The organism is Streptomyces sp. NPDC015139 (assembly GCF_043079785.1).
Lineage (GTDB): Bacteria > Actinomycetota > Actinomycetes > Streptomycetales > Streptomycetaceae > Streptomyces > Streptomyces albidocamelliae.
Window position 1 is genome coordinate 39,446 of sequence record NZ_JBIBUW010000027.1, and the last position, 12,713, is coordinate 52,158.

Below are 12,713 nucleotides of genomic sequence, written 5' to 3' on the forward strand. Positions count from 1 at the left end.
CACCTCGCCATCCGGCGCCGGGACGGCCTCACTCGTCCTCACCGTCCTCGGTCCCCCACCGGGCTCGCATTTCGCGCAGCGCTTCGGCCTGCCGCATCGACTCCTGTATCCGGGCCTGGTTGCTGGTGCCTGCGGAACCGCCCGCGTCACCGTCGCCGGGATGAACCGGACGACCGGACCTGCCGAGATCGGGCCGAGGCACTTGCGCAGGGCCGTCCCGGCGGGCGAGCGGTGCCGGAGGCGGAGTTGCTGCGGGACCGCCCGCGGGCGCGGCCGGCCGTGTGGGGGCAGAGGAAGGACGACCTGAGGGCGCAGGCCGCGGGCGGGGGGTAGCGGTCGGCGTGGCTGCGGTTGGCAGGCGGCGGCTGGTGAACGGACCGGTTCCGCCGCTGTCGTCGGTGTGGTCGCGGATGACCCTGGCGACGTGGCGCCCGGTGTCGCCCCAGGCCCGGCCGTCTTCGCGGACGGTGTTGCCCCATACCCGCACCTGCTGGCGGGCGTCCTGGGAGTAGCGCGAGCCTCCCGAGCGGGCGCGGCGCACGTTGGCCGGCAGACCGACTGTCGCCCCGTAGGCGGCCCGGCCGCCCCGGTTGAGGATGCGGTACCCGCGGAAACGGACCAGCCGATTGTGGGCCCGGGTCGACAACAGCGTGCGGTCGGTGTTCTGGTCGTGCAGCACCTGGCCGGTGCTGCGGTCGACGACCTGCCCCTCCGCGCTGCGATACCGGTCGGGCGGCCCCCCGGGCCGACGCGGCCCTGTGCCACCGGAACCGTCGTCCCCGCCGTCCGACGGCCCGCCCGTGTTCGGATCGCCGTCGGCGGTGGGCTTACGCCACTTGGCCAACTGCTCCTTGTCCGGCCGCCGTCCGATCAGCAGCCAGCCAGCACCCTTGACCCCGAGACGCGCGCCCAGCCCGCCCACGGCCGCGGCCGCCGTCAGCGGGGCCAGACCGCGCCCGGCTTCGGCCGTGGCACCAGCGAGGATCCCGCCGGTGTCCACCGGCATGCCCGCGCCGTCGAACAGGGAAGTGAGTGCGCCCATCAGCCGCTGCCGGGTGCCGAGCATCCCGAACCTGCCGCCACCCCCGCCGGTGAAAGCGCGCAACCCGCCGCCATATCCGCCCATCGCTGCAGGGGAGTTCATGGCGAGCGCGGCGCCGAGTTCGGAGGTGTCGCCGGGCATGTGGGTGCCGCCGACCTTGGCGTACCGCATCCGCATCGCCATGCGCCGGCCGAAGGAGGCGATCCCGGTCAGCAGTCTGCGGTGTCCGGCCGCGCCAGCGATGGCCAGGACGTCGATGAGGAGGATCCGCTCGACCATCAGGTCGGGGCCGTTGGTGATGGTGGCGTCGACGGCGATCCCGAAGAACGGAATGAACGCGCAGATCCCGACTACGGCAAGGACCGCGATCCCCCACAGAGACAGCCACTTCCACACCGACTGGCGTGCGGGCCCGGGCAGCATGCCCGCGACGAACGTGACGCCGCCGACGGCCGCCGCGGCCGCGCACACACCCTGGGTGCCGAGCAGAACGATCGCGGAGGACAGCAGCATGCCGCAGATGAACAGCGCGGCGATCAGCAGCAGGAAGGCGCCGCCGACCCGCCACCACGTGGGCTTCTCGGCGTAGGCGGCGCAGGACTTGCCGACCGGTCCGGCCTTCTTCATGTCGGCGAGGAACGCCGCGAACGCCTGGTCTTCGTCGGTGACGATCGGGTGGGCGGCGTCCAGGAGTTCTCCTCCTGGGGTGAGGGTGGGCAGGTCGTCGGTGTGGTTGTCCGGTGCTCCGTCGACGCCGCGTTCGCAGTACTTCTTTGCTTCGCCCAGGATCAGGTCGCATGCGTCTTTCGCCTTGTCCGAGGGCTCGGAGCGGGGCGTGTAGCCGCCGGTGACCCACTTCAGGTGGACGGCGTAGGCCTTCCGGTCGGAGTCCTTGGCCGGGTCGAGGATGCGCCCGTACTCAAGGAGCATGTACGGCTTGACGATCAAGGCGTTCGTGATCGAATCCTGGATGGGCCGGGCCACCTCGGTTGAGGAGACCGGTCCTTCGCCTTCCCGCTCCTCGCACTTGATCTCGGCGTTGCCGGCCATCCCCGCGCAGGGGTCATAGCTGGCGATCTTGCCGCCCCAGTCGTAGGAGTTGACGCTCTGCTGCGCGACCTCGGCAGCCACCTGCTGGGACTGCCCCAGCGGCCCGTCCGGGCCGAGCAGGGTGTCGGGGCGGATGAGAGCCGAGGCGGCGATCGCCCCGATGAGCAGAGTGAGAAGGATTTCGCCCAGACCGCGGCCGACCCGGCCACGCACGATCATGAACCCCGCGAACACAAACGCCCAGGCCAGCAAGAGCCCCTTCAACCCGAGCGTGTCGACGACCACCGTGTCGTAGGTGTCGGCGACCTTCTGCGCCGGGCGGGTGAGGAGCTTGAGCAGCGGGAACCGGAAGGCCACCTCGATCGCCCACCCGGCCAGCCCGACCAGTAGCCGGATCAGCGTGAACAGCCCCGACAGGGTGAAGGCCAGGGCCTGGGTCTTGAAGGCGACGATGGAGCCGCCCTCGGCGTTCAGGTCGTACCCGTCGATCGGCACACCCTCGGAGGAGGTGATGTTCAGCGGGGCGAGCAGGTCTCCGGTCTCGCTGTTGCTGCCGGCCGCGTACACAACTTGGGTGTTCACCAAGAGGAACACGCCGGTGAGCAGCACGACGAAGCCGACGGAGCGCAGGGTCGCGCGGTCTGGACGGAACACGTCAGCGCCGCCTTTGCCCAGTGGCACCGCGCAGCCGCCACACCACGAGCGCACCCACACCCGCACCGGCAGGCACCAGCCTCCACACCCCGCCGGCCACGACCTGATGACCGGCGGAGGCCTTGGCCGCGGCGCCGCGCTCGCAGTACGCCTTGGCCGGGCCCACGATCAGGGCGCAGGGATCCCGGTGCGCGGCGTCGGCGGCGAAGGCCTGCCCGGTGCGCGGCCACCACGCCTCCGGCACGCCCGCCCCGAGGACGAGCACGACGACGGCGACGACGACGGCGATCGCGGTGAGGACACTCACAGCGCCGGCGACACGCCTCGAGCGGTCCCACAACAAAGTGGTCATCAGACGGTTTCCTTCGGACGGGTCTGGGCGGCCTCACCAGAGGGCGGCTCCGGCACCGTGGGAGCGACCGCGCTCGTGCGGTGTCCCGGCGTGGTGGTGATGGAGGTGGTGATGCGCGGGATGCGGGGGATGGAGACCTTGATGCGGCCGGTGTTCTGCCGCGGGCAGGTCAGCAGGAACTCGCCCTCCCGGCCCTTCTGGCCGACCGGGGACAGGCCGGTGGTCACCAGCCGCAGCAGCTCGCCGTCGTTCGGGTCGAGCCCGACGAACTCCAGACCGCGACGTGCGCGTTCACGGTCGGCGGTGCGGGCAAGTGCCCGGTAGGCCATCAGCCCGCGGTCGGGGCCGAGTTCCTCGGCGTCGTGCGAGCCCGCCAACAGGCCGGCGCCGTGCTTGCGCCCGTCGTGGAGGATCTCGTGGACTAGGGCCGTGCCCTCGGCCGACGAGGTCAGCCAGTACAGCTCGTCCAGGACCACCGCAGTGAACCGCTCGGGGTCCTCGAACGCGGTCTGCCGGGCGATCGCAGCAATCAGGTAGAGCACCGCCCGGCCGATCAGTGCCTCCAGCGGCTGCTGGTGCAGGATCTCCGGGTTGGCGAACGCGGCCTTCGGCGGCAGCTTCAGTCCCGTGGTGGTGATCACGATCATGTCGGAGGCGCTGGAGGCGTCCAGCCGCACCGGCGGCAGCGTCGGGTCGAACACCATCCGGGCCAGGGAGTTGGTGGCGACGACCCGGATGAGGCCGGCGAGAGTCGCGGCCGCGTCTTGCCGCTTGCCCGCCTTGCGCGTCGCCATCTCCTCGAGGACCTCAAGGACATGGTGCATGGACGGCTCGGGACTGGCGGCGGCCTGCTCGACGGCGTGGTGGAGGACTTCGCCGCTGGTGCTCATCGGGCCGATGCCGATCTGTAGGGTGAGGTAGGACAGGGCGTAGTGGCGGCCTTCGGGGCCGTCGAACATGCGCAGCGGGTCGATGGACACCTCGGCCTGCGCGGCGTCGATGATCTGGACGCGGCCCTTGGCGGCGGTGCGGGCGAAGGTCGCCCACTCGCGTACGGGGGTGCGGTCGATGCAGATCGCGCAGCCGCCGCGCGCCCACACCGCCTCCGCGATCAGCTTCTGCAGGACGCTCTTGCCTGCGCCGAGGTCCCCGACGATGCCCATCGACGCGGACGCGTCGACCTTGGGCGCATCCGCAACGTTGATCATGACGGGGCGGGTGGTGCCGCAGTCCAGGTCGATGCCGAGGAACATGCCGTTGGGGTCGCCGACCTCCGCAGCGGTGAAGGCTCCGCCCAGCGCCCAGTCCTCGGAGACCTGGTGCTGGGTGAACTCCCGGACGACACCGGGCCGCACCGTGCCGGGCAGGCCAAGAGTGAAGAGGGCTTCTTGCAGGCCGGCCGGGCGCACGGCCCGGTAGTCGGCTCCGCCGAGCAGTGCGGCCAGGGCGCGGGCCCGGGCGTCGCAGACGGCGGCGGTCGGCCCCCACACCGTCAGCACGGTGACGGACTGCACCTCGACCTCCACGCTGGTGCGGGAGAGACGGGCGTCGAGCTCGCCGAGGTCGCGGGCGGCCTCGGTGAGGGACGCGGGCATGCCGGTGGGGCGGGCGTCGTACTGGTCGGCCTGGTCGATGAGTTCGTTCTTCTTGCGCCGCACCTGGTCGCGGGCCTTCTCCGCGGGCACGAGCGTCAGGTCGACGGTGTAGTCAACGGGAAAGTCGAGCATCTCCAACTGGGCGAACAGGTCGGCGGCATCCTGGCTGACCGCGGGCGGGCACTCGGCCAGCGCCAACTGCGCCTGGTAGCCGACCCCGGCGTCGGACTCGACCTGCAGCCAGCGCCGCCCGAGCGGCGAGCCGGTGTTCACCCGCCACCAGGCCTTCCGCCCGGATCGTGTGATCCGGCCCGCGCTCTTGAGCTCGTCGACGTCGTCGAGGCCGGGGTCGATGCCGCCTTCCTGCAGGCGCACCTGGCCCAGGTCGGCGTAGCTGGGGGAGCGCAGCACCCCGTCGCGGAGCTGCCCGCCGTACATCTCGCTGGTCTCGGCCTCCGCCAGCAGCGGCTCGGCAAGGCCGCGGTGCAGGGCGTGCTGGATCATCCACACGATCTCCGCCGGGCGGGCCGGGCGGAAAGCGATGCCGCCGGCGAGCGCGGCCTCCACTCGCGAGGCCTGCTCGCGATACGCGCTCACCTCGCGCCGGGCCACCGGCGCCAGCCGCATGCCCAGCATCGGCGCGACCTCGGCCCAGGCCGCACCGAGCGACGCCGACACCTGAAGGCCGCCTGTTTCGGTCTGCAGCGGCACGGCCAGCCACAGGGTGCGGCGGTGCATCTCCTGGTCGTCCAGCAGGTCGAGGGCGGCCTCGACGTTCTCCACCCACGGGTGCCGGCCCGCACCGGGTGCCTGCTCGACCGGCTCGATGCCCTCGATCATTCTGAGGGCGATCTCGCCCGGGTCGACCTGGGCGCACATGCCGTACAGGCGCGGGGCCCCGAACAGCGAGCGCACCAAGTGCGTGATCTTTGCGAGTTGTTCGTCGCGGACGGCAGAGGGCACGTAGGTGCCCTGGACGGTTTCCTCGCGGCGTCCCTGCGCGTCGGGGCCCGGGTGCAGGCGGTAGATCGCCCACACGCTGCCCTGCGTCGACCACACCAGGTGCCCGGCGATATGACGGATGGGAACCCTCACCGCGCACCCCCCTGCTGGGCGAGCGCGAGCAGCTGCTGCACACCCGACACCGGCCCTGCCGCTGCTGCGGGAGCAACCGCCGGTGTGCGGCGGGGTGCGGTCGAGCGGTCTGTGGCCGGGCTGGGGCGCGGCGTCGGGGCTGGACGCCGCTGCACCGCACGGGAAGGTGCGGCCTGCGCAGCGGAGTCGGGCGCGGGCGTGTCCTCGATGGTGAAGCCGCCGAGCAGCGGGTGCGCAGCGCGGTCGCGGGCGGCCCGCCCGCCGATCCGCCCACCGCGGGGCTGCCAGCCGAGCAGCACCCAACCGAGTGCGGCCTGCATCGGGGCACGGCCCCGGACCTTCGGCCGGCGCACCATCCAGATGACCAGGCCCCACCCGACGATGGGGACCGGCCCCATCGACGACCACCAGCTGATCGTCTTGACGAGAAGGAAACCGCCGCCGACGGCGACCGCGATCTGCGCGGGCGTGTACGGGCCGAGCGGGATCTTCCAGTCGGCGACCTTGCCCAGCACCCAGGGGTGGCGGCGGGCGGAGGTGTAGAAGCGGCCCACCCGTGCCGCGGCCGCGCTCACAGCCAGCCTCCGACGCCCGGCGAGTGGTCAAGAGAGGCCGGGAGTTCGGACCGGACGACCCCAGGAACGACGGGCGCCCCCTTCGACGGGTTCTTCACCTCGTCGGTGAACATGTTCGCCAGGTCGTTGCGCGAGTTGTACAGACCGAGCGCGATCACCATCAGCAGCAGGGCGCCGATCCCCGCCTTCAGCGAGAACTTCTGGATCATGATGACGACGACCAGGCAGATCAGACCGGCCTGCAGACCCTTCGTCGCCCACTCCTTGAACATGTTGATCCACGAGTTGCCAAGATCGTCCAGCTGCCCGGCGAGCATCAGGCTGTGCACGGTGTTCATCGGGCACCCCCGTCCTGAGCCGTGCCGGACTGAAGCGCGGCGACTTCCCACCGGCCCGAGCGGGCCTTGAGCGTGAGCTCGTACGCCAGCGGCCACCGGCCGGTCGCACCCCGGGCTTCCACCGAGGCGAGCACCCGCACCGTCGTGCCGTCCGCCGGCACCTGCTCGGTGGCCGCGGCCTCCTCGACGGCGGACACCTCCTGGACGGCGACCGCCGTGTACGGGGCGGGGGAGACGGCGGTGAGCTGCACGTCGGGCGCCAGGTAGCGGTCGACCTGGCCGGCACCCGTCAGATAGGCGGCGAGGAACTGCCCGATAGCGGAGGACAGATTCCCTTCCGGGACGGTCACGGCGTACGACGACTTCGGCACCTCGGCCCGGGCCGGGCCGGCCACCACGCCGGGCGCACCGGTCACAGTGAACGAGGAGCCCGTGCTGTCGGCTGCCACCGGCACGGCGTAGTACCGCACCGATCCGCCTGCGTACTGAGCAGCCACCGTCACCGACCACGCGCCAGTGCCGCGGTGCGTACTGCGCACCGCCGTCACCGACTGAGGCGCCGATTGCGCATCGGCCAGGGCGGGCAGCTCGACGTCCGGCGCCATCGACTGCGCAAGCCGCGCCTGCGCACTCGTCTCGTCGTTCGCGCTGCTGCGCAGCCACGCGACGAGGAACACCTGCGCATAGCCGCTCGGGTCGGCGGCGAATGTCGCGGTGCGCACGGCGGTGGGCTTGGCCGCGGGGGCTGCCGCGACCGTGGTCGGGGTGGAGGCGACAGCGACGCACAGGGCGATGGGGCCGGCCGCGATGACGGTCCAGACCGCCACGCGTGAGAGGCGTACGCGGCGGCGCATCGCCTCCAGCCGGGCGCCGGCCGCCATCTGAGCAGCGGCCTCGCTCTCTGAGGCCTGCTTGCCAGGGGACATGGTCAAACTCCCAGGTCAGGACGTGTAGTTGCTGACCTTGAGAAAACCCGGCGACCCCGACCCGACCACCGACCATGAACCCCCGACCATGGTCACGATGGGGACACGAAGTCCATGGTCGGGGTCATGGTCGGGCCGACCATGACCCCGACCATGGGTCTGCCGCGATCTGGCGGCAGGCCACCGTGTCCGGCGCGCGTTGACCTGACTGGCGACCGCCGCGCGATCACGTGCCGCCCGGCCACAGGGCCCGGACACCGATGCGTAGACGGAAGCCGGCCGGGCCGTGTCAGAGGCCTGCGCAATGCGCGAGACGGACCTGCGCAAGAGAAGATCAGGAAGTCCGACGGGCTGCGCAGCCGCCCCAGCGCAACTCGACTGCGCCGGATCCCCGGGCCGGTTGCGCAGCCCGATTGCACAATGCCCCTCCGAGGCTGCGCAGTCGGCTGCGCGATCACTGAGCGTCCGGGCTGAAGGCGCGTGGTCGGCCCGACCATGAGCCCGACCACGGCAGCTAGACGCTCCGTTGCCGGATCGTGACCGATGGTCGGGGCTCGTGGCCGTCAGCCTGGTCGGGGTCGGCCGGTGAGCTGACGCCATGGAACACACGCACGCCTCCACGCCCAGGACCCCCGGCCGCCCCACCGCGACGAGCCCGGTGTGCCGCCGTGGGCACCGCCCGCGGCATGCGTCGGGGACACGGCGGTGAGCCGCTTCGGGGCGGGGATCCGCCGGGGCGTGATGGCGGCCGATCAGTTCACCCAGATCGCCAACGCGCTGTTTCGTGACTCCGGGCTGTCGTTCAAAGCCAAGGGGCTCTTCGGGTACGTCAGTACGCACAGGAACGGCTGGCAGGTGACGGTCACCGACCTCGTCCGCCTGGGCCCGGACGGACGCGAAGCGGTACGCACCGGCCTGCAGGAGCTCGAGGTCCACGGCTACCTGATCCGTGTACGCCTGCGCCGCCCGGACGGCACCCTCGGCGAGATCGTCTACTGCATCACCGACCGACCGGCCACCTTGGACGTCGCGCTGATCGAAGCCGACGTGATGGTCACGGCCCCCGAGGCCGAGCCTGTCGGCGGCCTGCCGGCGGGGATCCGTCGGGGCGTGATGGCGGCCGATCAGTTCACCCAGATCGCCAACGGGCTCTTCCGAGACCCCCAGTTGTCTTTCAAGGCCAAGGGCCTGTTCGGACTGCTCTCCACGCATCGGGACGGCTGGCGGATGACGGTTGCCGACATCGCACGTCGTGGCCGCGACGGTGACTCAGCCGTAAAGAGCGGGCTGAAGGAGCTGGAGAAGCACGGCTTTCTGGTGCGGGTACGCGAGCGAGGCCCAGACGGCACCCTCGGTGCGGCGGCGTATTTCCTCACCGACCTGCCCGCTTTGCAAAGCAGCAGGTCACAACCAGAGTCGGGTTTTCCACCAGTGGATGACCCTACGTTGGCTGATCGGTCCACTAAGAACACCAACAGAAAGAAGACCAACAAGCAGAACACCAGACCCCTCCGTCCGTGCCGCGGCGATGCCTCGCGCACACCGGGACGGACGGACCGGCCGGACACACCGACGTCCCCGTCGGCCGCGCCCGCGGCGGACGAGATGCACCCGGGGATCCGGCTGCTGCTCGACCTTGGGGCGGCCCGCCCCGAGCTGCTGCTGACCGGGCAGGCGCTGACCGATCAAGGCCGCGTCGTGACCGTGATGCTGGAGGCTGGCTGGAACGCTGAGCAACTGCGGCACGTCATCGCCGCCCGGCCCCTGCCCCATCCGGTACGGACCACGGTCGGCGCGATCATCGCCGCCCGCCTGCGCGCCGCCCAGGCCTACCCGCCGCCCACCCCCGCGGCCGATCACCACGACCAGCCCGTGTGGGACGCCCAGCCGCCGCAGCCGATGACCGGCTCCGCCGCCGCCCGCACGGTGAGCGAGGCCCTGACCTACCGGGCCCTTACCGAATGCGCCGGCTGCGGCGTTCCCGGAACCGCCCCCGGCGAGGACCTCTGCCCGGCCTGCTTTGGCTGGTCGCTTTGCCGTACCTGCCCGGGCCCCACACCCCGCCGCGCCCACCCCGACGGCGACGGCCGCTGCACCACGTGCGCCTCCGCCCTGACAGACCACCACCTGGAAGGAAGCACCCCGTGACGGACACGCTCCACACACCGCCGCCACCGACTGCGGCTGCGCACCACGAGCGCCCCTTCACCCGTGATCCGGGGCGGTGGGAGAAGGAACGCTCCCGCGCCCTGCACACCGGTCACGTCCGCGACCACACCTGCTCGGCCGCCTGTGAGCCCGTACTCGTCCACGAACGCACCTTGTGGGGATGGCTCGCCTGGACCGTCCCCGGCGACGGCAGCCCTCCCGAGATCCCCCACCAGATCGCGGTACTCACTCCATCCGCCACGCGTACGCAGCGCCTGGCCCTGCGCTGGCTGACCCGGCGCCCCGCCCAGCGCATCGCCATGGACACCGTCCCCGGATCGCTGCGGCTCGCCGCCGCGGCCGTCGCGCTCGTCAGTCTGGTTGCCGGCCTGTTCGCCATAAGCCACGGAGTCCCCGTCGACGTCGCCCTGCCAGCGATGCTCCTCGCCCCGCTGCTCGCCGAACGCCTGCCCAACCGGCTGGACAGCCGGGCCCGCGAACACGTCCGCATGGTCGAAGGCGACGTCGCCTGCCGCTACCTGCAGCGCCTGGCCGCCCTGCACACCTCGCTCGTCCAGGCCGCCGCCGGCAGCGAGCGCTACGAACTGCGCCGCTCGGCCGAGGTCGGCCAGGGCTTGCTGTGGGATGCCGCAGGCCTGCTCCAGACCCGGGACGGCCGCTCGGCCTCAGACGGCCTCATCGCCCGTGAACGGCTGATGCTCCAACTCGCCCACCAGGTCGCACAGATCCTCGAGCGCACCGCAGAGGACGGGACAGCCGACGCGAACCAGGCCTCCGACCCCGGCCGGCCCCTGGGCCCGTACCCGCCTGGCCCCCGGCCGACGACCCATCCGGCAGCTCGTCACGCACCGAACCCACCGCTACAGAAGGGAACCCTCCCAATGACCCAGCCCGAACCCGCCCCGGCTATCCCCACGGACGTCTACCTCCTGTTCGCGCACGAGCCCTACTACCCGGTCGGCGCCCAGGAGATCAACACCACCGTCGTGGCCGCAGCCTCCCTGCTGCACCCCCGCGTACGGCAGCCCGACGGCGCCCGTATCCACGACCGCCTCACCCGCGGCCGCCGGCTCGGCGAGATCGTGCCTCTGTCCACGCTCACCCACGAACTCGACGGAGGCGCGCGCTGGCCGGAGGTCGGCGACTGGGAGGCAGCCACCGAAGACCTGCTGCAGCTCATTCGCGACCACGACTGCGACGCCCTCAACCTGGGCCTGACGGAAATCGCCCGGGCTCTGGTGTGCGTCGGCCCGCACAGCGAGGTCCGCGCCGTCGACCCCACGTCCGGGGCGCATCGGGCATACGGGCCCGCCGACCGGAGCGAGGTCCTCGTCGAGGTCGGCCGGCACCTGGCCTGGGCGGAAGCAGGATCTCCCCTGTGGCCCGGTGACGGCCTGCTTTCCCCGATCACCTCCAGGGATGCCAGCTGAAGTTCGGCTACGAAGCGTACGAAGTCTGGGCGGAGCTCCGCCGGCTGCTGGCCGGACTCCGACACCGCAACCACCGCTGTCACGGCAGGTTCTGCTGCCGATGTCAGAGCGGCCTGACAGACTCCGCTCGACCCGACCCCCTCTCCGAAAGGACACGCGCACAGTGCCGACGGGCTTCCTGATCGTGGGGTGATCGGTTTGCCGATCGGTCTGGTCCGGGGGCCGGTTGCCGGCGTCCTCTGGGCACGAGCGTCTCTTAACACGCTCAGGACGTACTTTCCCGAGCGGCTGAGGCAGAAGTAGCAGGAGATCCGTAACGATGGCCGGTTCCGCGAGGCCGTGCGGCTTCGCGGGGGAGAGGTGGCTGGCCTCTCCGTAACCGGCCATCGTGCGGCGTCTGGCCCGCCGGGAGTTCGTCGATCCCTTAAACCAGAGGCCGCGGTCTTACGGTATCCCGGCTGCGACGCGGGTCGGTGCGCTGTAGTCAGGAGGGTGAGGAGCGGCGGGATGCCAGATCCTCGAGGCGGGAGCGTTTCCAGCGCTGCTGACGGGGGCGGCCGCCGCTGCCGCGCCGGTACTCGTATCCGTCGGGCTGCTCGAGGTCGGGTAGGAGGCCGTGCCCGAGTGCGCTGATGAAGCTGTCGGCGTTGCTGTATCCGAGGATGCCGGCTGCCTCGGCGGCGCCGACCAGGTCCTCGTTCTCGTCCTGGTCGGCCGGCGGCAGGACACCGCGCTGGCGGGCGACAGCGACGACGGTCGCCCGCCGCCACTTCTTGCGGCCCGGGCCGCGGCTGCCTGCCTCCTTGACCTGGGCGTCCGGTTCGGGCAGTTCGGGGATGCGCCCCTGGTAGAGGGCGCTGGAGAAGGAAGCCGGGCTGCCGTAGCCGAGCAGCGCGGCGACCTCGGCTGTACCGAGCAGCTCGTCGGGGTCGCCGTTCGCCGACACCTCAGGCCGCGCTGCCGCCGGAGCGGAGCTGCGCCGGCCCTTGCCGGGGCGGCTGGCGACCCAGGCCACGATCGTGCCGCGGCGCCACATGGGGCCGTCGACGTGCTCGTCGGGCTCCGGGAAGTAGCCGGGCCGGTCGCGGAAGTAGCCGTCGATGGTCGACGTGCGGGTGTAGCCGAGAAGCTGGGCCACCTCCCGCTTGGTCAGCAGCTCGTCCTGGTCGGCCTCGAGTACCGCGGCCGGCAGCGCGCGCTTCTTCGGGGCACGCTGCGCGAAGAACGCCGCGACCTCGGCGTGGCGCCAGAACCGCTTGCGGCCCTCCGTGTGCGCGACCGCGGGGAAACCACTGTCCGGGTTGTTGCTCCAGTCGCTGATCCGGGGCTTGCTCGTGCCGAACTCGGACACGATCTGCGCGGTGTCCACGAGCCGGTCGGCGGAAGACATCAGGGCCCCTTTGGAAAGATCAGCACGGCGTGCCGGCACTCGAACGAGTGCGACATGTTCGATAATGCCAAAGGAGGTGGTTTGCTGTCCAGCCTGA

At 71.6% G+C, this 12,713-nt stretch carries 9 protein-coding genes; 2 read left to right on the forward strand and 7 right to left on the reverse strand.

Annotation, left to right across the window (positions count from 1 at the left end; translation table 11 throughout):
* Positions 1-28 precede the first annotated feature (28 nt).
* The 6 genes from ACF08B_RS38405 to ACF08B_RS38430 are packed head-to-tail and all read right to left on the reverse strand — an operon-like array spanning position 29 to position 7,627.
* Positions 29-2,746, reverse strand: a complete 2,718-nt coding sequence (locus ACF08B_RS38405; protein WP_392321676.1) for a hypothetical protein — start codon at positions 2,744-2,746, stop codon at positions 29-31.
* Position 2,747: 1 nt separating this feature from the next.
* Entirely contained in the window at positions 2,748-3,098 is a 351-nt protein-coding gene (locus ACF08B_RS38410; RefSeq protein ID WP_392321677.1) for a hypothetical protein, read from the reverse strand.
* The gene (locus ACF08B_RS38415; RefSeq protein WP_392321678.1) at positions 3,098-5,788 is read right to left on the reverse strand and encodes an ATP-binding protein; all 2,691 of its coding nucleotides are present in this window, start codon (positions 5,786-5,788) and stop codon (positions 3,098-3,100) included. The genes ACF08B_RS38410 and ACF08B_RS38415 overlap by 1 nt, the downstream gene beginning before the upstream one ends.
* On the reverse strand, positions 5,785-6,363 hold the full coding sequence (locus ACF08B_RS38420; RefSeq protein WP_392321679.1) for a hypothetical protein: 579 nt from the start codon (positions 6,361-6,363) through the stop codon (positions 5,785-5,787). The genes ACF08B_RS38415 and ACF08B_RS38420 overlap by 4 nt, the downstream gene beginning before the upstream one ends.
* Positions 6,360-6,701 carry a hypothetical protein gene (locus ACF08B_RS38425; protein ID WP_392321680.1) on the reverse strand — a complete coding sequence of 114 codons (342 nt, stop codon included), beginning with the start codon at positions 6,699-6,701 and terminating at the stop codon, positions 6,360-6,362. Before ACF08B_RS38425 ends, ACF08B_RS38420 begins: the two co-directional genes overlap by 4 nt.
* Positions 6,698-7,627 carry a conjugal transfer protein gene (locus ACF08B_RS38430; protein ID WP_392321681.1) on the reverse strand — a complete coding sequence of 310 codons (930 nt, stop codon included), beginning with the start codon at positions 7,625-7,627 and terminating at the stop codon, positions 6,698-6,700. The genes ACF08B_RS38425 and ACF08B_RS38430 overlap by 4 nt, the downstream gene beginning before the upstream one ends.
* A 705-nt stretch (positions 7,628-8,332) precedes the next feature.
* Here ACF08B_RS38430 and ACF08B_RS38435 point away from each other — a divergent pair.
* Entirely contained in the window at positions 8,333-9,775 is a 1,443-nt protein-coding gene (locus ACF08B_RS38435; protein WP_392321682.1) for a hypothetical protein, read from the forward strand.
* Positions 9,772-11,226, forward strand: coding sequence for a hypothetical protein (locus tag ACF08B_RS38440; RefSeq protein ID WP_392321683.1), 1,455 nt, complete (start codon positions 9,772-9,774; stop codon positions 11,224-11,226). The genes ACF08B_RS38435 and ACF08B_RS38440 overlap by 4 nt, the downstream gene beginning before the upstream one ends.
* Before the next feature lie 484 nt (positions 11,227-11,710).
* On the opposite strand, the gene ACF08B_RS38445 is transcribed toward ACF08B_RS38440, so the two are convergent.
* A complete protein-coding gene (locus tag ACF08B_RS38445) occupies positions 11,711-12,616 on the reverse strand; it encodes a helix-turn-helix transcriptional regulator (protein WP_392321684.1) in 906 nt (301 codons plus the stop codon).
* Between the last annotated feature and the right edge of the window lie 97 nt (positions 12,617-12,713).